The sequence below is a fragment of the Polaromonas sp. P4_F9 genome (assembly GCF_056401235.1).
In genome coordinates this window covers 27,114-47,476 of record NZ_JBFUJT010000027.1, presented here as the reverse complement: position 1 = coordinate 47,476, position 20,363 = coordinate 27,114, and the positions used below count along the sequence as shown (strand labels likewise).

Annotated in this window: 12 protein-coding genes; 7 read left to right on the top strand and 5 right to left on the bottom strand. The window is 61.4% G+C overall.

Annotation, left to right across the window (positions count from 1 at the left end; translation table 11 throughout):
* Nucleotides 1–351: 351 nt before the first annotated feature.
* The 6 genes from smc to AC1DUB_RS20890 all read left to right on the top strand — a co-directional run bounded on the left by smc (nucleotide 352) and on the right by AC1DUB_RS20890 (nucleotide 9,062).
* Nucleotides 352–3,900, top strand: coding sequence for a chromosome segregation protein SMC (smc, locus tag AC1DUB_RS20915; protein WP_477731113.1), 3,549 nt, complete (start codon nucleotides 352–354; stop codon nucleotides 3,898–3,900).
* Nucleotides 3,901–4,006: 106 nt separating this feature from the next.
* Nucleotides 4,007–5,101 (top strand): cell division protein ZipA C-terminal FtsZ-binding domain-containing protein, encoded by a 1,095-nt coding sequence (locus AC1DUB_RS20910; RefSeq protein WP_477731112.1) that lies wholly within the window; start codon nucleotides 4,007–4,009, stop codon nucleotides 5,099–5,101.
* A gap of 36 nt (nucleotides 5,102–5,137) precedes the next feature.
* Nucleotides 5,138–7,258 (top strand): NAD-dependent DNA ligase LigA, encoded by a 2,121-nt coding sequence (gene ligA / locus AC1DUB_RS20905; protein WP_477731111.1) that lies wholly within the window; start codon nucleotides 5,138–5,140, stop codon nucleotides 7,256–7,258.
* A gap of 140 nt (nucleotides 7,259–7,398) precedes the next feature.
* A complete protein-coding gene (locus AC1DUB_RS20900) occupies nucleotides 7,399–7,602 on the top strand; it encodes a hypothetical protein (protein WP_011483505.1) in 204 nt (67 codons plus the stop codon).
* 107 nt (nucleotides 7,603–7,709) lie between these two features.
* Nucleotides 7,710–8,249: a peptide deformylase gene (gene def / locus AC1DUB_RS20895; protein WP_477731110.1), complete on the top strand. Its 540-nt coding sequence runs from the start codon at nucleotides 7,710–7,712 to the stop codon at nucleotides 8,247–8,249.
* A 105-nt stretch (nucleotides 8,250–8,354) separates the two neighbouring features.
* Entirely contained in the window at nucleotides 8,355–9,062 is a 708-nt protein-coding gene (locus tag AC1DUB_RS20890) for a class I SAM-dependent methyltransferase (protein ID WP_477731135.1), read from the top strand.
* A 176-nt stretch (nucleotides 9,063–9,238) separates the two neighbouring features.
* Here AC1DUB_RS20890 and AC1DUB_RS20885 read toward each other — a convergent pair whose 3' ends face one another.
* The 5 genes from AC1DUB_RS20885 to map all read right to left on the bottom strand — a co-directional run bounded on the left by AC1DUB_RS20885 (nucleotide 9,239) and on the right by map (nucleotide 15,897).
* The gene (locus tag AC1DUB_RS20885; RefSeq protein WP_477731109.1) at nucleotides 9,239–10,087 is read right to left on the bottom strand and encodes a phosphate/phosphite/phosphonate ABC transporter substrate-binding protein; all 849 of its coding nucleotides are present in this window, start codon (nucleotides 10,085–10,087) and stop codon (nucleotides 9,239–9,241) included.
* A 30-nt stretch (nucleotides 10,088–10,117) separates the two neighbouring features.
* A complete protein-coding gene (locus tag AC1DUB_RS20880; RefSeq protein WP_477731108.1) occupies nucleotides 10,118–11,191 on the bottom strand; it encodes a hypothetical protein in 1,074 nt (357 codons plus the stop codon).
* A 5-nt stretch (nucleotides 11,192–11,196) separates the two neighbouring features.
* Nucleotides 11,197–12,078 (bottom strand): phosphate/phosphite/phosphonate ABC transporter substrate-binding protein, encoded by an 882-nt coding sequence (locus AC1DUB_RS20875; protein ID WP_477731107.1) that lies wholly within the window; start codon nucleotides 12,076–12,078, stop codon nucleotides 11,197–11,199.
* A gap of 320 nt (nucleotides 12,079–12,398) precedes the next feature.
* The gene (locus tag AC1DUB_RS20870) at nucleotides 12,399–14,990 is read right to left on the bottom strand and encodes a [protein-PII] uridylyltransferase (protein ID WP_477731106.1); all 2,592 of its coding nucleotides are present in this window, start codon (nucleotides 14,988–14,990) and stop codon (nucleotides 12,399–12,401) included.
* A 52-nt stretch (nucleotides 14,991–15,042) separates the two neighbouring features.
* Complete coding sequence (map, locus tag AC1DUB_RS20865) at nucleotides 15,043–15,897, bottom strand: type I methionyl aminopeptidase (RefSeq protein ID WP_477718130.1); 855 nt, start codon at nucleotides 15,895–15,897, stop codon at nucleotides 15,043–15,045.
* Between the two features lie 294 nt (nucleotides 15,898–16,191).
* Between map and purL the strand changes: the two genes are divergently transcribed.
* A complete protein-coding gene (gene purL, locus AC1DUB_RS20860) occupies nucleotides 16,192–20,292 on the top strand; it encodes a phosphoribosylformylglycinamidine synthase (RefSeq protein WP_477731105.1) in 4,101 nt (1,366 codons plus the stop codon).
* Nucleotides 20,293–20,363 lie beyond the last annotated feature (71 nt).

The following is a 20,363-nucleotide window of genomic DNA, read 5'->3' as shown; positions in this document are numbered from 1 at the left end:
AAGGCGCAAAAAAAGCAGGCCCGGCTGTCGATCAGTGCGGCTTGCCGAGTCAAAAACCATAGCTGTATATGACCTTTTGACGGGGGCTAAAGGTCAATTTGATGCTTCTTTTCCGTAGTCAGGACGTCTTTCCGTGAGCCAGCATTGGCTTCTTGCCGCCTTTCCGCCTGCCTACCCTGGACTCAAAATGTTTCACCCGCCGCGGGTTTTGGGCATTTTCTCCTGCAAAAAAGCATCCCATGCTCGGGTAACATTGCAGGCCGTGCACTGCGCGCCAGGCAGTGCGAGCGCCCCGTCAAGCGCTATAAGAATCAACGACTTAGCTAAACGCTCAAGAAAACAGGGACTGCCGTGCGTCTCAATTCGATCAAGTTATCAGGGTTTAAATCGTTCGCGGAGCCCACCAATTTCGTGTTGCCGGGGCAACTGGTCGGTGTGGTGGGGCCCAATGGCTGCGGTAAATCCAACATCATGGACGCGGTGCGCTGGGTGTTGGGGGAAAGCAAAGCCTCCGAGCTGCGCGGCGAGTCCATGCAGGACGTCATTTTCAATGGCACTAACACGCGCAAGCCGGCCAGCCGTTCCAGTGTGGAGTTGGTGTTTGACAATGCCGATCACCGGGCCGGTGGCCAGTGGGGTCAGTTTGCCGAGATCGCCGTCAAGCGTGTCCTGACGCGCGACGGTACCTCGAGCTATTACATCAACAACCAGCCGGTACGCCGCCGTGATGTGCAGGACGTGTTCCTGGGGACCGGCCTCGGCCCGCGGGCTTACGCCATCATTGGCCAAGGCACGATCAGCCGCATCATCGAGTCCAAACCGGAAGAGTTGCGCCTCTTTCTGGAGGAAGCCGCAGGCGTATCGAAATACAAGGAGCGCCGCCGGGAGACCGCCAACCGGCTGTCGGATACGCGGGAAAACCTGACGCGGGTGGAAGACATCCTGCGCGAGCTCAATGCCAACCTGGACCGGCTGGAAAAGCAGGCCGAAGTGGCCATGCGCTACAACACCCTGCAGGCTGACAGCACCCTCAAACAGCATCAGCTGTGGTTTATGAAGCGTGCCGAAAGCCAGGCCGATCAGGCCCGGGTCAAGGTGGATTCCGAGAAGGCGGTGAACGATCTCGAAAGTCGCGTTGCCGACCTGCGCCATATCGAAGCCGACCTCGAAACCATTCGCCAGGCACACTATGCCGCGGGCGACCAGGTCAATCAGGCGCAGGGCAAACTTTATGAGGCCAGCGCGGAAGTCGGGCGGTTGGAAGCTGAAATCCGCTTTGTGGTCGATGGCCGACTGCGCGTCGAGCAGCGTTTGGCCCAGCTCAGGGAGCAGACCGCTCAATGGGCGACGCGCCAGGAAGACGCCGCAACCGAGACGGAGAGCCTGGCAGCCCAGGCCATTGAAGCCGAAGAAAAAGCCGAGCTGCTGGTGGCGCAAACCGAAGAGCACCAAACCCAGCTGCCGGCACTTGAAGAGGCGCTGCGCCAGGCCCAGGCCAAATCCAACGAGCAGCGCACCGGTGTGGCCCAGGTCCAGCAGCAGATTCAGGTGCTGGCCGCCGACCAGCGCAACATTGAAGAGCAATCGCGCACGCTGGCCTTGCGCCATGAGCGCTTGACGGCCGACCGCAACGCGCTCAGTGCTCCCGATGAAGCGCGCCTGGCGAACCTCACTGCGCAATTCAGCGGCGCACAAGAGGCACAGGCGGAATCCGAGGCGCGCCTGCATGAGCTGACCGAAACTGTGCCGCAGCTTGACGAGGAACGGCGCACCCTGCAGCAGACCGTTAACACCGAGTCGGCCAAACGCGCTGACCTGTCTGCCCGTATGGAGGCTCTCAAAGCCTTGCAGGAAAAAGTCAAAACCGACGGCAAGCTCAAGCCGTGGCTGGAGAAACACGGTTTGGGTAGTCTGCAAGGTCTGTGGAGCCGTATTCATATTGAGCAGGGGTGGGAGAACGCCCTGGAAGCCGCGTTGCGCGAGCGCCTGGGTGCGCTCGAAGTCAGCCGTCTGGACATGGTGCGCGGCTTTGCCGGCACCGATGGCCGCGGCGACGGTGAAGGGCCGCCGGCCAAGCTCTCGTTTTATACGGCGCCCCATGCCGCGGTGCCCGCTCGCTCCAATCCATCCATCAGCCTCAAGTCCCTGGCCGATCTGCTTCGCCTGAACGATGCCGGCCAGTCGGCGCTGCTGGGTGACTGGCTGCACGGCTGCTACACCACGCAAAACCTGGACGAGGCCCTGGCGGCTCGCGACAAGCTGGATGCCGGTGAAGTGATTTACGTCAGGAGTGGCCACGCCGTCACGCAGCACAGCGTCAGTTTTTATGCGCAGGATTCCGAGCAGGCCGGTTTGCTGGCCCGCGCACAGGAAATCGAAAACCTCGACAAACAGCTCAAGGCCCAGGCCCTGATCAGCGATGAAGCCAGAAGCGCGCTGGTACGCGCCGAAACCACGTATGCAGACGCCGCCCAGCGGTTGGTCACGGCGCGTCGTGAAGCTGCCGAAGGCCAGAGCCGTGCCCACGAACTGCAGGTGGAAGTGTTGCGCCTCACGCAGCTGGCCGAGCAAACCCGTGCCCGCAGCGAGCAGATACAGGCCGACATGGCGGAAATTGAGGCCCAGCTTGGTGAGCTACAGGAGCGCAAGGTCACGGCCGAGGCCCGCTTTGAGGAGCTTGACATGCAACTGGCCGACAGCCAGGAACGCCATGCCCAGTTTGATGACCGGGTGATCGACACCGAGCGCAAACTGGGTGAGTCGCGCGAGCAGCAACGCACGCTGGAGCGCCAGGCGCAGGAAGCGCAGTTTGCCCTGCGCAGCCTGGCTTCGCGACGCGAAGAGCTGGCCCGCTCCATTGCCATTGCCACCCAGCAGGCCGCGTCGATTGCAACCGAGGAAGAGCGTGCGAAAGAAGAGTTGTCGCGCCTGACCGATGCAGCGGCGCAGGCCGGCCTGCAGAGCGCGTTAAGCCTCAAGCTGGAACGCGAAGCCGACCTCGGCGCCAAACGCAGCCAGTATGACGACCTGACGAACAAGCTGCGCGCCAGCGACGAGCGCCGCTTGCAGCTTGAGCGGGAACTCGATCCTTTGCGCCAGCGCATCACGGAATTCCAGCTCAAGGAACAGGCCGCACGCCTGGGCTTTGAACAATACGAACAACTGCTGAACGATGCACAGGCTGACCTGGTGGCCGTGGAGCAGTCCATTCAGGCTGGCAATGTGCGCCTGACCGGCCTGCAGGGCGAGATTGACCGCCTTCACCGGGAAATTCAGTCCCTGGGTGCCGTCAACCTCGCTGCGCTGGACGAGTTGAGCGCGGCCCGTGAGCGAAAACAGTTCCTGGATGCGCAGTCCGCCGACCTCAACGAGGCCATGGGCACGCTAGAAGATGCGATCAAAAAAATCGACATGGAAACGCGCGATCTGCTGGCAAGCACGTTCGAAACCGTCAACACCCATTTCGGCAAGATGTTCCCCGAACTGTTTGGTGGCGGCAACGCACGTCTGGTCATGACCGGCGAAGAAATCCTCGACGCCGGTGTGCAGGTGTTGGCCCAGCCGCCCGGCAAGAAAAACCAGACGATTCACCTGCTCTCGGGCGGTGAAAAAGCGCTGACGGCCATCGCCCTGGTGTTCGCGATCTTCCAGCTCAATCCCGCACCGTTCTGTCTGCTGGACGAGGTCGACGCGCCGTTGGACGACGCCAACACCGAGCGTTACGCCAAGCTGGTGAGCTCCATGAGCAAGGAGACCCAGTTCCTCTTCATCAGCCATAACAAGATCGCCATGGAAATGGCCGAGCAGCTGATCGGCGTCACCATGCAGGAGCAGGGCGTTTCGCGCATCGTGGCGGTGGACATGGAAGCGGCACTCGGATTCTCCGAGATCGCAGCATGAGCACCATCGGTTTGGCCCCACGAAAATCAGCCCTTACCGGCGGGAAGCGCGCCGCCCCCGTCCCACCTGGGTGGGATGGAGCGGGCGGTGCGGGGGCGCGTCTCGCATGAGCACACTCCAGGTCAGTTTGGCGGTGGTGGGCGGCTTGGTGCTGGCAGGCGTGGTGGCTCACAGCGCCTGGTCGTCGCGCAGAAACCTGCCCAAGCGGGCCACACCACCCGTGCCTTCCGCACAGGAGCCCGCGCCGCATCAGGCGCCAATGCAGGCACCCACTACAGCGCCTGACGTACTGGCCGAGCGACAGGAGCCCAGCTTTGATACAGATGTGGATGGCGACTCTGGCCTGCCCTCCCTGGCGAGCCTCACCACGCCCGACAGAAAACCCGGTCTGGACGTACTGATAGACGCAGTGGCGCCGGTGGTGGTTGAGTCGGTGGTGTCGGGTGACGCTGCGTTGGCCGCCATGCCCAGCACTCGCCGTGTCGGCAGCAAACCCTTCGGGGTGGAGGGCCTCAGCGTGACTACTGGCGAGTGGGAATTCCCGACCGCCGGTCATCGCTACAGCGCCTTTCAGTGCGGCGTGCAGCTGGCCAACCGAACCGGTGCGCTCAACCAGATTGAGTACTCCGAATTTGTCATGAAGGCGCAGGCCTTTGCCGACGCCATTGGGGGGGAGCCGGAATTTCCGGAAATGCTCGACGAGGTTGCACGTGCCAGGGAACTGGACCAGTTCGCCAGCGGGCACGATGCCCAGCTGAGCTTCACCCTGCGCGCCATTCACACAGCCTGGAGCCCAGGTTATGTGCAGCAAAGCGCCGCAAGGCTCGGTTTTGTAGCCGGCTCCATCCCGGGCCGCATGGTGCTGCCGGCCAGTCAGCCGGGCCATGCGCCGATTCTGGGCCTGGCCTTCGATACGCAGGCCGCCATGGCGGACGACCCCGAACAAACGGCGTTGCGCGAGCTCACGCTGTCCCTGGACGTGCCGCAAGTCCTGCGTTCCGAGCAACCGTTTGCGCGCATGTGCGAGGTCGCCATGGCCCTGGCCGCCAGCATGGATGGCGTGATCATCGACGACAACGGCAACCTCATCCGCCCAGAAGCCATGGAGGTGATCCATGCCGACCTGGAGCAGCTCTATGACACGCTGGACGGCCGCGACCTGTCGGCCGGCTCTGTGCTGGGCAGGCGTCTGTTTTCCTGACTTCCCCGGGCTTGCCGCTCACTTTTGATCTTTTTCATGGCCACCAAAGACCTGTTTGCGCAGCCGGAGCCTTCGCGGCAGCCGGCGTCCCCTGCCGAGCGCATGGCCGCCTTGCGCGCTGAACTTCACGCTCATGCGCATCGCTATTACGTCCTGGACGAGCCCACCATTCCCGACAGCGAGTACGACAGGCTGTTCAAGGAGTTGCAGGACCTGGAAGCGGCATACCCGGAGTTGCTGACATCGGATTCCCCGACGCAGCGCGTGGGCGGCAAGCCGCTTGACCAGTTTGCCAGCGTGCGCCACAAGGTGCCCATGCTCAGCATTCGCACGGAGACGGACACAGAGGCCACCGGCGCGCAAAATTTCGATACCCGCGTGCGCAAGGAACTGGGGCTGACGGAGTCGGATCCGCCGGTCGAGTATGTGGCTGAGTTGAAGTTTGACGGGCTGGCCATGAGCTTGCGTTATGAGCACGGTGTGCTGGTGCAGGCTGCCACCCGCGGCGACGGTGAGGTCGGGGAAGAGGTGACGCAGAACATCCGCACCCTCAGGCAGATTCCGCTCAAGCTGCCGTCTGACGCACCGCCTGTGCTGGAAGTGCGGGGTGAGGTTTACATGCGCCGCCCCGATTTCGAGGCCTTGAATGACAAACAGCGCGAGAAAATAGCTGCGGGTGTCAAAGGGGAAAAAACCTTTGTGAATCCACGCAACGCCGCCGCCGGTGCGGTGCGCCAGCTGGACCCAGCTATCGCCGCACGGCGCCCGCTGAGCTTTTTTGCCTATGGTGTGGGCGAGGTTGTGCTGGAGGCCGAACACATCGACCCGAAGAACCCCTGGGTTGCTACCCATATGGAGCTTCTGCAAACGCTGAAGTCATGGGGTTTTCCAGTGGCCGCCCAGACCAGGCTTGCGCATGGTGCGCCTGAATTGATAGCGTTTCACCAGGCCATGGGCAAGCAGCGCGACAGCCTGCCTTACGACATTGATGGCGTGGTGTACAAGGTCAACAGCCTGGCGTTGCAGAAAAGGATGGGATTTGTCAGCCGGGAACCGCGCTGGGCCGTGGCCCACAAATACCCGGCGCAGGAACAGCTCACCACCGTGCTGGGTATTGAGGTGCAGGTCGGGCGCACGGGCAAATTGACGCCAGTGGCCAAGCTGGCACCGGTCTTTGTCGGTGGCGTTACCGTGACCAATGCCACCCTGCACAACGAAGACGAGGCGCGCCGCAAGGATGTGCGGGTGGGCGACACCGTGATTGTCCGCCGTGCCGGCGATGTGATCCCCGAGGTTGTCAGCGTGCTGCCCGACAAACGACTGCAAGGCGCACCGATGTTCACAATGCCGCGCCAATGTCCGGTCTGCGGCTCCGATGCGGTGCGCGAAGAGGGCGAAGCCGACTACCGTTGCACCGGCGGGCTATTTTGCGGCGCACAGCGCAAAGAAGCCATCCTGCACTACGCGCACCGGCGTGCCGTCGAGGTTGAAGGCCTGGGTGACAAGCTGGTTGAGCAATTGGTGGACGCCCATGTGATTCGCACGCTGCCCGACCTTTACAAACTGGGCCTCACGGCGTTGGCCGGCCTGGATCGCATGGCCGACAAATCGGCCAATAACCTGCTCAAGGCGCTGGAAAAATCCAAGCAGACCACCTTGCCGCGCTTCCTGTTCGGCCTGGGTATCCGCCACGTGGGTGAGGCCACCGCCAAAGAGCTGGCACGACATTTTGGCAAGCTGGACGCCATCATGGATGCCACGGAAGAGCAGTTGCTGGGTGTCAGCGATGTCGGCACCATTGTTGCCCAGAGCATACGCACCTTTTTTGACCAGCCGCACAACCGTGAGGTGGTCGAGCAACTGCGCGCCTGCGGCGTTCACTGGGAGGAGGGCGAACCTGCTGCAGTCACCCCCAAACCGCTTTCGGGGAAAACCTTTGTGATTACCGGTACCTTGCCCACCCTTAGCCGGGACGAAGCCAAGGACAAGGTGGAAGCAGCCGGTGGCAAGGTGACCGGCTCGGTCAGCAAAAAGACGGATTATGTCGTGGCGGGTACCGAGGCTGGAAGCAAACTGCTCAAGGCGCAGGAACTCGGTATTGCCGTGATCGATGAAGAGGCATTGATGCAGTTGCTGGCTTCTGCTGAAGCCGGATAAAGCGAAATTTGTCTCAGCGTTGTCTCTGCGGCCAGCCATAAGTGACTCCTGCCACTTACAGATCATTACAGAGCTTTGCAAACCCGACGTCACGCCACGTGGGGCACTGATACGTTAAAAGCTCAGAACAGGAGCTTTTCATGAACTACATCCGTTTATCCGGCTTGCTGGCAACCGCCGGCGTGGCTGCCTTGCTGTCCGGCTGCGTGGTCGCTCCGGTTGGCTATCGTCCCTATGCCACCTACCCTGACGCGTCTGTGTATGTCGAGACCGCGCCGGTTGTCGTGGTGCCTGCACCGTACTACGGCTACCGCGGCTACCGGGGTTATCGGCACTGGCGTTGAGCAGGTTGCCGCGCGGTCACACCGGCAGCATTGCAATTAAACCGGAGTTGGCAATGCGCCAACCCGTCAAGCGCGCGTAAGTTCGCCAGCCCCGCGATAATGGGGCTATGACCATTCGCGAAATTCTCAAAATGGGCGATGCGCGTTTATTGCGGGTTGCCCAGCCTGTCGCGGCATTTGACACGGACGCACTGCACTTGCTGGTGTCCGACATGTTTGACACCATGCAGGCTGCGGAGGGCGCCGGTCTGGCCGCCCCGCAGATCGGCGTCGATTTGCAGCTGGTGATTTTTGGCACCAGCCAGGTCAATCCGCGCTACCCCGGCGCGCCGCTGGTCCCTCGCACCGTATTGCTCAACCCCATCGTCACGCCCTTGAGCCCCGATGAGGAGGAGGACTGGGAGGGCTGTCTGTCCGTGCCGGGCCTGCGCGGTTTGGTTCCGCGTTTTTCACATATTCGGTATACCGGCTTTGACCAGTATGGCGATCCCGTTGACCGAACCGTGAACGGCTTTCACGCCCGCGTGGTGCAGCACGAATGCGATCATCTGATGGGCAAACTCTACCCGATGCGCATCCGGGACTTCACACAGTTTGGTTATACCGACGTACTGTTTCCGGGGCTCGATGCATCGACTGACGATTGAGCCGAAGGATTGAGGCTCAAAGGCGTACACTGAACTGGTCGGATTCCACTGTTTTGGCAGTTTTTGCCCGTTTGTGCGTGTTGTACGCCAGGAAGAGTTTTCAGGATGCCCTCTGTTCCTGGCCGGACCCCCCTGGGGGCTGTTAAACCGCCAACCCTTGCGCCCTATCAATTCAAGTTTGAAACGATCACCGGAAGCGGCGACGATCTTCAAGTGCGTTCCCTGCTGGACCGGCAGCAATTTCACGATCCCCTGGGCGAGGCTGAAGCAGAAGGCATTTCATCATCAGCCTGGCCGATTTTTGGCCTGCTGTGGCCGTCCGGTCGGGTGCTGGCTCATGTCATGCTGACCTTTGAACTGGAGGGCAAGCGTATTCTGGAACTGGGCTGCGGTCTGGCTCTGGCCAGCCTGATCGTGCATCGGCGCGGCGGGGATATCACGGCGAGCGATTGCCACCCGCTGGCAGCGGCTTTTTTGCTGGAGAATCTCAAACTCAATCGGCTCCCGGCCATGAAATACCAGATGGGCAACTGGTCAAGGGCCAACCCGCTTCTGGAGCGCTTTGACCTGATCATTGGCAGCGATATTCTTTATGACCGCGGGCAGCCCCAGGTCCTGTCGCAATTCATTGATCTGCATGCCCAGCCAGACGTTGAGGTGTTGATCGTCGATCCCGATCGGGGCAATCGGGTCGCATTCAACCGGAACATGGATTCGCTGGGTTACTCCCATACGCAGACACTTATTTCTCAACTGCCCGGCAGCGGCGCCAAATACAAGGGACGACTGTTGCGCTACCTGAGGACGTCTTGAAGGCTGCTGCTTCCGAAAAGGAGCGCACAAGCGAAAAGTTCCAGGGTAGTCGGCACTCAAGGCTTGTTGCAATACGCTCGATCTCAAACGCGCCTGGCGCCGCGGCCAGGCAGATGTTACAAGTTATCAACGCAACTTGCATAGCGCGCAAGAGCGTGAATTTTAAGAGTATGAATTTACTCGCCCGTATATTCCAGCAGGGCCAAGTAGTCAGCGCGGTCGGCCTTGGCCCACTGCTTGACGCCTATGTCAGACAGAATGCCTGCAGACTGGCTGTTCATGGCCAAAAGTGATTCGGTGAGTTTGGCCACAAGCTCTGGTGGTGCTTTTGGTGACGCCAGTACCGACCAGTTGACCACCGGCTGCGTCTCGCCAATGATGCGCCCCCCTCCATCCTTCCACTTTTTGGCAATAGTTGGATTGACCACGCCGGCCTCAGCCAGGCCGGCGTTGATCTGTGCGGCCACCGTATCCTGGAAGCGGGTATGTGACATGTAGGGTTCGCGCATATTCGTGCGGCGTATTTCGGCCTTCGCCACTGCAGTGGTAGCGGAAAACTCGTCGGGCAGCAGCAGTTTCCTGCCACCGAGTTGTGAAAAGTTCTGGATTGGGGAATCCTTTGGAACAATAAATGCGGCCTTGTAGGGCTCTGGCCGGCGCACCAGTGGCTGGTAGCCGTGATCTCGCACGAGCTTGGACAGCTGGTTGACCGATTTGCCAAAAATCAACAGCGGCTTTTGCTCCGACTGTGCTTGTTGCACGAAGCGGCGGATATCGATGATGGGGTCTACATAGACCTGCTTGTTGCGGATTTGTGCGGCCATGTAGTCGGCCCAACTGCGGTAGCGCATGGCCAGCATGGAAATGCTGAAGTCCGCTGTCATGGCCTCGTTGACCAGCAGGCGCCACTGGTCTGCGCCGGACTGCTGCGCCCAGACCATCGGGGTGTTGCACAGGGCGGCGGCTGTGACGCTGCGCAGGACAGTGCGCCGGCTTATGGCGGTCTGGCAAAGGGTCTGGTTCATTTCATCACCTGTAAGCGTTGGGTTGGAGTACTAGGGTGCCAAACTGGTCGTCGACTTACCGGGAGCCTGCTTCTCCCAGGCTTGCGCGGCTTCCAGGGTCATTTTGAAAGCGGTGGCGCTTTCAAGAAGCCATTTCTTGTTCTCGGGCGACAGGGCATAGTTAAGCCGGAACTCGTCCAGCGGCATACGGTCTTCTTTGACTGCCTTGATCAGGCGGTCGATCTCTCCAGCTGCGTGAGCGGGTGTTGATAGCAGCACCAGACGGCTCATCTTGTCCGGGTTGTTGGGCACGTGGCAGCTTGTGCACTGCGACTCGCGCATCTGCAGCGCAAGGTCACGGTACTGGCGATCGATGGACTTGATATAGGGGTTCTCGGGTCGGTAGAGGCCGTCAAAAAGGGTCACTGCTGGCTGTGTATTGCCCTTTTCGTCGGTCCACAACCAAGGCCCTTCATACTTGGCATGCTTGATTGGTTGCACCGGTAGCAGCATCGGCGTCGATGCGCGGTCGGTGAACTGCGCTGCACGGATCTTGCCCGTCTCAGGGTTTATCCAGAGCATGAAAGCATTGGCGTTTTCATACATCGCCCATTTGCTTTCGTCATGCCAGAACGGGTAGGGGAACTGCCCCGGCGCCAACCGGTTGCGAAAAGCCGTTTCCAGCTCGATCCGGAACATCTTCTCCTCTGGCACCCACTCCACTTTGTGGCGCCCATTGAACATGAAGAGTGGCGCGTACATGCTGGTCCAGATATCCGGCGCGAACTGGGTCAGGTTGGTCTGGCGCAGTGTGGCGTTGGCCGTCTTGCTCTGCCGGCCCCACAGCACAATGCCGGGCAGATGAGAGCGCAGGGCGCTTGACCCGAACAGCCCTTTGCGGCAAGTGTTGTAGGCCCCGGTATCCCCCGCAGATGCGAGAGGGCAATACGAGGCCAGATCCGCGGCGATATCTCGCGCCGTTTGCTGAATCGCAGGCGGCACGCCAACCGGATCTGGTGATTGCAGGTTGGGCAGGGAAGCCGCTGCGGCGGCAAGCCCAAACCCGCAGAGGAGGGTCGCCACTGCGACTCGGATGCTGTGAGATTTGTAATGCGTGTCGAACATTTCCCTCACTCCTTCGTGTAATCCAACAAGTCAAGATAGTCCTTGCGCTCGGCCGCAGCCCACGCCTTGACGCCGATGGCGGCGATGACCGTGGGCGCCTGGCTGTTCATGCTGAGCAGCGCTTCGCGCAGTTGCTGCACCACCTCCGCCGACAGACTGGGTCCTGCCAACACAGACCAGTTGACCACTGGCTGGGTTTCGGCTAGCAGGCGGCCGCCATCTTCTACCCATTTGCGGGCCGTGGTCGGGTTGACCACACCCACTTGGGCCAAGCCGGCCTTCACCTGCTGGGACACGGCTTCCTGATAACGGATATGCACGATGCTCGCATTGACGTTTTGCCGCCGTAGCTCAGCTTTGGCCACGGCACTGGTCGCTGCGTATTCGTCGGGCATGATGATTTTTGCGCCTTTCGCATCTGAAAGTTTCTTCATCGGTGAAGCCTTATCGACGATGAACGCGGCCTTGTAGGGGTCAGCACGCCGCACTACGGGCTGATAGCCGTCATCCCGCACCAGCTTGGCCAACTGATTGACCGACTTGCCAAATACCAGCTCGGGTTTGGATTGGCCTTGCGCCAGCGCCATGAAGCGCTTGATGTCTACAACGGGTTCCAGTCCGATGGACTTTCCCTTGAAGTGTGTTTCCAGGAAATCTGCTGTAGGACGGTAGCGGCTCGTCAGGATGAAGATGTTGGTGTCACCCGTCACGGCCTCGTTGATGACCATGCGCCATTGACTGCTTGGGGCTTTCTTGCTGGAGCCGGGGCTTTGGGCCCATGCCGGCATAACCGGCAGCAGGGTGCCAACACCGAGTGAAAGTAAGGTTCTACGGTCAAATGGGGTAAGTAGGCCGTGAGGGCGCGGGTCGTGGTCAGGACGTTTCATGCTGGCTGGTTTCCTCGTCATGCGCCGGGGAGGCATGCGTGAGGGGAGTCTAGGAGCGCGCCAGTACGGGCACAAATTGCTGCGATGCACCTCCCCCTGTCAGATCTAACAGGGTCAGCAGCTAGATACTCCAAATGACGATACAACTGCTAACGTCAAAAGCAATTCGATACTTTTTTTGGAGGAGATGAGTGATCGCGTTTTCGCGAAGCCCGGACGTCTGCGCTAAAACGGGCTGCAGGACGATATCCTGATCAACTGTCAGAAATTCAGGTAACAAACGTAAAGCGAAGCCAACCAGTTGGCTTGCAGCAACGGCCTCAGGCGTTCAGCGCTTCCAGCAACTCGGTTTCAATGGCGATTTGCGCCTTGTTTTGCTGCAATTCGGGGCCATCGATCAGGAAGGTATCTTCCACACGCTCGCCCAGTGTGGTGACCTTGGCAAGCTGCAGGTTGATGCGGTGGCGGGCCAGGACCCGCGCAATCAGGTACAGCAGGCCGGCGCGGTCGCTGGCCGATACGCTGAGCAGCCACCGCTGGGCTTTTTCGTCAGGCTGCAGATCCACCCGTGGTGCAATCGGAAAGCTTTTGACGCGGCGTGATACGCGGCCCTTGCCGGGAGGAGGCAGCGGGCCCGGCTCTTCAATGGTTCGGTCCAGGTCAGCCTCGACCATGGCGGCCAGCTCTCGGTAGTGGTCGACCAGCTCGGGACTGACCACCTGGAAGGTGTCGAGCGCATAACCGTTTTTGGCGGTGTGAATCTTGGCATCCAGAATGCTGAAACCTGCCTGGTCAAAATAACCGCAAATGCGCGCGAACAGGTCCGGCGCGTCAGGCGTGTACACCAGCACCTGCATGCCTTCGCCGGCCGACGAGCGGCGCGCACGCACGATGACCTTGGCCTTGCCCACGTAGCGCGACAGCTGCCGGGCGTGCCAGGCAATGTCGGCTGCCTCATGGCGCATGAAGTAACTCACGTCCAGCGTATCCCACAGCGCCTTGTGGGCCTCGAATGGTTCGGCATGCAGAGCCAGCGTGGTCAGGGCCTCGCGCTTGCGGGCCTCCACCTCGGCATCGGCGTCAGGTGCGCGCCCACCCAGCACGCGCAGCGTGTAGCGGTAGAGGTCTTCCAGCAGCTTGCCTTTCCAGGCGTTCCAGACCTTGGGGCTGGTGCCCCGGATATCGGCCACCGTCAGCAGGTACAGGGCGGTCAGGTAGCGCTCATTGCCCACCCGCTTGGCAAAGGCGGCAATCACGTCGGGGTTGCTGAGGTCTTCCTTTTGGGCGATCCTGCTCATGCTCAGGTGCTCGCCCACCAGAAACTCGATCAGGCGGGCATCCACAGCGGCGATGCCGTGCTGGCGGCAGAAAACGCGCACGTCCTTGCAGCCCAGTTCTGAATGGTCGCCGCCACGCCCTTTGGCAATGTCATGAAACAGTGCGGCGACGAACAGTATCCAGGGCTTGTCCCAGCCTGCCGCAAGCTGTGAGCACATGGGATATTCATGCGAATGCTCGGCCATGAAGAAGCGCCGCACATTGCGCAGCACCATGAGGATGTGCTGGTCCACGGTGTACACATGGAACAAGTCGTGCTGCATCTGCCCGACGATTTTGCGGAATATCCACAAATAACGGCCCAGCACGGAGGTCTGGTTCATCAACCGTATGGCGTGCGTGATGCCTTCGGGCTGCTGCAGGATGCGCCGGAAGGTGTCCCGATTGACGGGGTCGCGGCGAAACTTCGCGGTCATCACGCCACGGGCGTTGTACAGCGCCCGCAGAGTGCGCGCCGACAGCCCCTTGATGCCGACGGTCGTCTCATACAGCAGGAAGGTTTCAAGAATTGCATGCGGCTGGCGCACATAGAGGTCATCGCTGGTCACCTCCAGCATGCCTGCCTTGTCGCAGAAGCGCTCGTTGATGGGCTGCAGGGGATAGGTGTTGGGGTTCAGGCGCTCTTCAATGTTGAGCAGCAGGATCTGGTTGAGCTGGGTCACCGCCTTGGCGGCCCAGTAGTAGCGGCGCATCAACGCTTCGCTGGCGCGGCGTGGCAGCCTGCTGCCATCGTCGGCGTGGCTTGAGTAGCCGAAAGACTCCGCAACAGCCGTTTGCAGATCGAACACCAGGCGGTCTTCGCGCCGTCCCGAAATAAGGTGCAGGCGGGCGCGTATCAGGCTCAGCAGCGCTTCATTGGCCTTGATCTGCCGCACCTCGAAGGCCGTGGCGAGGCCGCTACGGGCAAGGTCATCCCACGATTTTCCGAGACCCGCCGCCCGCGCAACCCACAGCACCACCTGCAGATCCCGCAAGCCTCCTGGTGACTCCTTGCAATTGGGCTCCAGGGCGTAAGGTGTGTTTTCAAACTTGTTATGGCGCTGACGCAATTCCAGCGTTTTGGCCACATAAAAGGCCTTGGGGTCGAGCACCGTATCGAGCTGTTTTTGCAGCCTCAGAAAGTTCTTTTTTGAGCCGGCAACCCGTCGTGCTTCCAGCAGGGAGGTCTGTACCGTGACATCCTTGGCGGCCTCTTCCACGCAGTCGGCCACGGTGCGCACGCTGGAGCCGATTTCAAGCCCGCTGTCCCAGCAGCTGCTGATGAAGCTTTCCACTTTGGCTTTGAGGGCCGCATCTTCCTGGGCATTGGCGTCGTCCGGCAGCAAAAGCAGGACGTCCACATCGGAGTGGGGAAACAGCTCGCCCCGGCCAAAACCACCGGCCGCCACCAGGCAGGCCGTGGCCGGGAAGCCGGCACGCTGCCAGAGCAACTGCAGCGTGGCGTCTGTGTGCTTGGCCAGTTTTTGCAGCAGGCTGTGAATGCCGCGGGACGAGGCGCCGCTGCCGGCCAGCGATGCGAGGAGGGCTGTCTTGCCCGTGCGGTATTGCTCCCGCACCTGAAGCAGTTCACTCATGGGTAGGGAACGGGGTCATCAAGGTGCGCAGGACAGGCTGACACGAGCCGGCTCAGGCGCTGACCAGGATTTGTGCCGGATTGTTTTGAGCCAAAAAATCTGCGACAAACGCAGGAATGGGCGGGCTGCCTGCCGAGAGAGTCAATACCTCGTAACCGGTTTCGGTAACCAGGATGGTGTGCTCCCATTGAGCTGACAGCGAATGATCGCGTGTCACGATGCTCCAGCCGTCTTTTTCCGGGCCGTCCTTGATGTCGCGCTTGCCGGCGTTGATCATGGGCTCGATGGTGAACGTCATGCCCGGCTTGAGCTCCTCCAGTGTGCCGGGGCGGCCATAGTGCAGCACCTGCGGCTCTTCATGGAATTTCTGGCCGACGCCGTGCCCGCAGAATTCGCGCACGACGGAAAACCCCTGTTTTTCTGCATAGGCCTGGATGGCAAACCCGATGTCCCCCAAGCGCACGCCTGGCTTGACGCGCATGATGCCCTGCCACATGGCCTCGTAGGTGACCTTGCACAGCCGCTTGGCCGCGATCGACGCCTCGCCGATCAGGTACATGCGGCTGTTGTCTCCGTGCCAGCCGTCCTTGGTGATGACGGTCACATCGATGTTGACGATGTCGCCTTTTTTCAGCGGTTTGTCGTTGGGGATGCCGTGGCAAACCTGGTGGTTGACAGAGGTGCACAGCGATTTGGGGTAGGGCACGTAGCCGGGGGGGCCGTAGCCCAGGGTCGCGGGAATGGTGCCCTGGACCTGGGTCATGTAGTCATGGGCCAGCCGGTCGATCTCATTGGTCGTCACGCCAGGTTTGACGAAAGGCGTGAGGTAGTCCAGCACCTCGGACGCCAGCCTGCCGGCCAAGCGCATGCCCTCAATACCCGCAGCATCTTTGTACGTAATACTCATGTTTCTGATTATCCCACCGGTCCGTGCCATGGGTATGTATGGGTATTCCTGCGAAATTGAACGGGAAATGTCGTGAGACAAAGTGAACGGTAAAAAGGGTGGGCTATGGGGTCTGGCGGTGGGTCTGGCGGTGTCCGTCCATGAAAGTAGCCGGTTCATTCAGCACAAACCGAGTCGCTGATAAAATTACGGGTTAACGCGTAACCGGCAAACCCTAGCGATTGCAGGTGGTGTTAAACCCCCACAAAAACAGCCTATGCGCTGCCCACCTCCCATTACAAGGCCACCACTACCGTGACCCTGCACCTGACGACTTTTGAGGGCGAACCCCACGGGATCAACGCCCTGAGCGACTTCCGCGTCCAGCAACTTCTTCCCCGCCTGCAAGCCATTCACGACAAGATCGCCGGTATCAGCGCCCGGTTTGTGCATCTGGTGGCCACCGAGGCGCCGCCTTCGGACGCAGTCAAAACCCGGCTGGCAGCCCTGCTGACCTACGGCGAACCCGAAGCTCCCCTGAAAGCGGCTGACGCTGTGCTGTTCATCGTGTCGCCGCGTTTCGGCACGGTGTCCCCCTGGGCCTCGAAAGCCACGGACATCGCCCACAACTGCGGGCTGGCTGTCAAGCGCATCGAGCGGCTGACCGAATACCGCCTGCACCTGAAATCGGGCCTCTTGGGTAAGGCCAGCCTCACCGATGCCCAGCGCGAGCAGGTTGCGGCACTGCTGCACGACCGCATGACCGAAAGCGTGATGTTCGACCGGGCGCAGGCGGCAGGCCTCTTCACGGAACTGCAGGGCGAGGCGCTTCAGACCATTGACGTGCTGCAGGGTGGCAAGGCCGCGCTGGAGCGCGCCAATACGGAATTCGGCCTGGCACTCGCCGCCGACGAAATCGACTATCTGGTGAATGCCTTTACCCAGCTCAAACGCAACCCGACCGACGTCGAGCTGATGATGTTTGCGCAGGCCAACAGCGAACACTGCCGGCACAAGATTTTCAACGCCGACTTCACGATAGACGGCGTGCCGCAAGACAAAAGCCTGTTTGCGATGATCCGCAACACCGAAAAGCTCCATCCCCAGCACACGGTGGTGGCCTATTCGGACAATGCCTCGGTCATGGAAGGATCCAAAGTCCAGCGGTTTTATGCAAAATCGGCCTCCAGTCCAGAGAATGCAGAGATTGAGAGCTATCAAAGTTACAGTGCCACCGACGATGTGCTGATGCACGTGCTGATGAAAGTCGAGACGCACAACCATCCGACAGCGATTTCGCCATTCCCCGGCGCCTCGACCGGTGCCGGTGGCGAGATTCGCGACGAAGGCGCCACCGGCCGCGGCTCCAGACCCAAGGCCGGCCTCACGGGCTTCACGGTCTCCCGCCTGTTTGACGGCGATTACGGCAAGCCGGAGCACATCGCCAGCCCGCTGCAGATCATGACCGAAGGCCCGCTGGGCGGCGCGGCCTTCAACAACGAGTTTGGTCGGCCCAACCTGGCCGGCTATTTCCGCGAATACGAGCAAACCCTGGGCGGCCAGCGCTGGGGTTACCACAAGCCCATCATGATCGCCGGTGGCGTCGGCACCATCGACGCTGGCCTGACTAAAAAGATTGAGTTTCCCGCCGGCACGCTGTTGATCCAGCTGGGCGGCCCCGGCATGCGTATCGGCATGGGCGGCAGCGCGGCCAGCTCCATGGCCTCCGGTGCCAATGCGGCGCAGCTCGATTTTGATTCGGTGCAGCGCGGCAATCCCGAAATCGAGCGCCGTGCCCAGGAGGTCATCAACCAGTGCGCCCAGCTTGGCGCGGCCAACCCCATCCTGGCCATTCACGACGTCGGCGCCGGGGGCCTGTCCAATGCGTTCCCCGAACTGGTGAACGATGCAGGCCGGGGCGCCCGTTTTGACCTGCGTGCCGTGCCGCTGGAAGAAAGCGGACTGTCGCCCAAGGAAATCTGGAGCAATGAAAGCCAGGAACGCTATGTCATGGCGATCGCGCCCGAGTCGCTGGCGCAGTTTCAGGCCTTCTGCGAGCGCGAGCGTTGCCCCTTTGCCGTGATCGGTGTTGCCACCGACGAACCGGTATTGGTGGTGGCGGACAACGAAGCGGCCGCGCGCCGCGCCGGGCCGCCCCAAGCAAGCGCAGCCCCCTCGGGGGGCAGCGTATTACACGAAGTGAAAAGCGTGGGGGCTCCAGTTAACATGCCGATGAATGTGCTGCTGGGCAAACCACCCAAAATGCACCGCGACGTGAAAAGCCTGACACGCAGCGTCAAGCCGATTGACCTGACCGGTGTGGACCTCCAGCAAAGCGTCATCGCCGTGCTGAGCCACCCCACAGTCGCTTCCAAGCGCTTTTTGATCACGATTGGCGACCGCACCGTGGGCGGCCTGACGCACCGCGACCAGATGGTGGGCCCCTGGCAGGCGCCGGTGGCCGACTGTGCCGTCACGCTGGCCGATTACCGCGGTTTTGCCGGTGAAGCCATGAGCATGGGTGAGCGCACCCCGTTGGCCGCAGTCAATGCCGCGGCTTCCGGCCGCATGGCTGTCGCCGAGGCCATTACCAACCTGCTGGCCGCGCCGATCGAGTTGCCGCGCGTCAAGCTCTCTGCCAACTGGATGGCGGCCTGCGGCGAGCCGGGGCAGGATGCGGCGCTGTACGAGACCGTCAAGGCGGTGGGCATGGAACTTTGCCCGGCCCTCGGCGTGTCGATTCCCGTCGGCAAGGATTCGCTGTCCATGCGCACCGTCTGGACCGAAGACCAGGCAGGCGGTGAGAGCAAAAAAGTGACCTCACCGGTGTCACTGATCGTCAGCGCTTTCGCAACGCTAGCCGACGTGCGCGGCACGCTCACGCCCGAGCTGAACACCGCAGAGGCGGACACCTCGCTGATCCTCATCGACCTGGGCAAGGGCCAAAATCGCATGGGCGGCTCCATCCTGGCGCAAACCCTGAATCTTGAAGATGGCGCGGTGCCGGACCTGGACGATCCGAAAGATCTGGTCAACCTCGTCAATGCAATCAACACGTTGCGCAAACAAGGCCGGATTCTGGCCTACCACGACCGTAGCGACGGCGGCTTGCTGGCCTGCTGCTGCGAAATGGCGTTTGCCGGCCACGTGGGCGTGTCGCTGAATGTGGACATGCTGCTGGTCGAGGGTGACGGCATTTCCGACAGCCGCATGGACATGGGCGACAGCAAGAACTGGGCAAGCCAGGTCGGAGCGCGCCGTGAAGAGCTCACGCTCAAGGCCCTGTTCAATGAAGAGTTGGGTGTGGTGATCCAGGTGTCCACCGACGTTCGCAACGAGGTGATGCAGACCCTGCGCGAGCACGGCCTGTCCAGTTTCAGCCATTTCATCGGCAAAACCCGCCCGCAACATGCTTCGCTGGAAGTCGGCAAGGGTGAAGTGCAGGTCTGGCGCGACACCAAGGTGGTGTTTGGCGCCAAACTTCAGGACCTGCAGCAAGTCTGGGACAGCACGAGCTGGAAGATTTGCCAGCAGCGCGACAATCCGGCCTGTGCCGATGCCGAACACGCTGCAGTCGGTGATCCAGCCGACCCGGGCATGCATGTACAGCTGACGTTTACACCTGAATCCCGCGCGCCCGGGCTGATGCTCACGCGTCCCCGCGTCGCAGTGCTGCGCGAGCAGGGGGTCAACTCCCATGTGGAAATGGCCTATACCTTCACCGAAGCGGGCTTCGAGGCGTTTGACGTGCACATGACGGATCTGCAAAGCGGCCGCGCCCGGCTGGCGGACTTCCAGGGCGTGGTCGCCTGTGGCGGTTTCAGCTACGGCGACACGCTCGGTGCCGGCATAGGCTGGGCCCGGTCCATTACCTTCAACCCGGTACTGGCCGAGCAGTTCAAGGGCTTTTTTGCACGGCCGGATACCTTTGGCCTGGGCGTGTGCAATGGTTGCCAGATGTTTGCCGAACTGGCCGACATCATCCCCGGCGCGCAAGCCTGGCCCCGCTTTACCACCAACCGGAGCGAGCGCTTTGAGGCGCGCCTGTCCATGGTGGAGGTGCTGGATTCGCCAAGCCTGTTCTTCAAGGGCATGGCCGGCAGCCGCCTGCCGATTGCCGTCGCGCACGGTGAAGGCTATGCCAATTTCGCTTACCGCGGGGACGCCGGCAAGGCGATTGCGGCCATGCGCTTCACGGACAACCACGGCCGGGCGACCGAAACCTATCCGGCAAACCCCAACGGCAGTGCCGGCGGCCTGACCGCTGTGACGACGGCCGACGGGCGGTTCACGGCCATGATGCCGCACCCCGAGCGGGTGTTCCGCAACGTCCAGATGAGCTGGACCACGGGCGACAAGGGCGAGTTCAGCCCCTGGATGCAGCTGTGGCATAACGCGCGCCGCTGGGTCGGGTAATGGTGTGGTGAAACAAAAAACGCGGCCTTGAGCCGCGTTTTTTTTGAGATGGCGCGCAACGCGCCGGAGCG

Bases quoted from the DNA above. Each gene is read 5' to 3' on its own strand.
- def (WP_477731110.1), top strand. From the start codon at position 7,710: ATGACCATTCGCGAAATTCTCAAAATGGGCGATGCGCGTTTATTGCGG.
- AC1DUB_RS20910 (WP_477731112.1), top strand. From the start codon at position 4,007: ATGAGCACACTCCAGGTCAGTTTGGCGGTGGTGGGCGGCTTGGTGCTG.
- AC1DUB_RS20890 (WP_477731135.1), top strand. From the start codon at position 8,355: ATGCCCTCTGTTCCTGGCCGGACCCCCCTGGGGGCTGTTAAACCGCCA.
- AC1DUB_RS20880 (WP_477731108.1), bottom strand. From the start codon at position 11,191: ATGTTCGACACGCATTACAAATCTCACAGCATCCGAGTCGCAGTGGCG.
- AC1DUB_RS20885 (WP_477731109.1), bottom strand. From the start codon at position 10,087: ATGAACCAGACCCTTTGCCAGACCGCCATAAGCCGGCGCACTGTCCTG.
- map (WP_477718130.1), bottom strand. From the start codon at position 15,897: ATGAGTATTACGTACAAAGATGCTGCGGGTATTGAGGGCATGCGCTTG.
- ligA (WP_477731111.1), top strand. From the start codon at position 5,138: ATGGCCACCAAAGACCTGTTTGCGCAGCCGGAGCCTTCGCGGCAGCCG.
- AC1DUB_RS20875 (WP_477731107.1), bottom strand. From the start codon at position 12,078: ATGAAACGTCCTGACCACGACCCGCGCCCTCACGGCCTACTTACCCCA.
- AC1DUB_RS20870 (WP_477731106.1), bottom strand. From the start codon at position 14,990: ATGAGTGAACTGCTTCAGGTGCGGGAGCAATACCGCACGGGCAAGACA.
- AC1DUB_RS20900 (WP_011483505.1), top strand. From the start codon at position 7,399: ATGAACTACATCCGTTTATCCGGCTTGCTGGCAACCGCCGGCGTGGCT.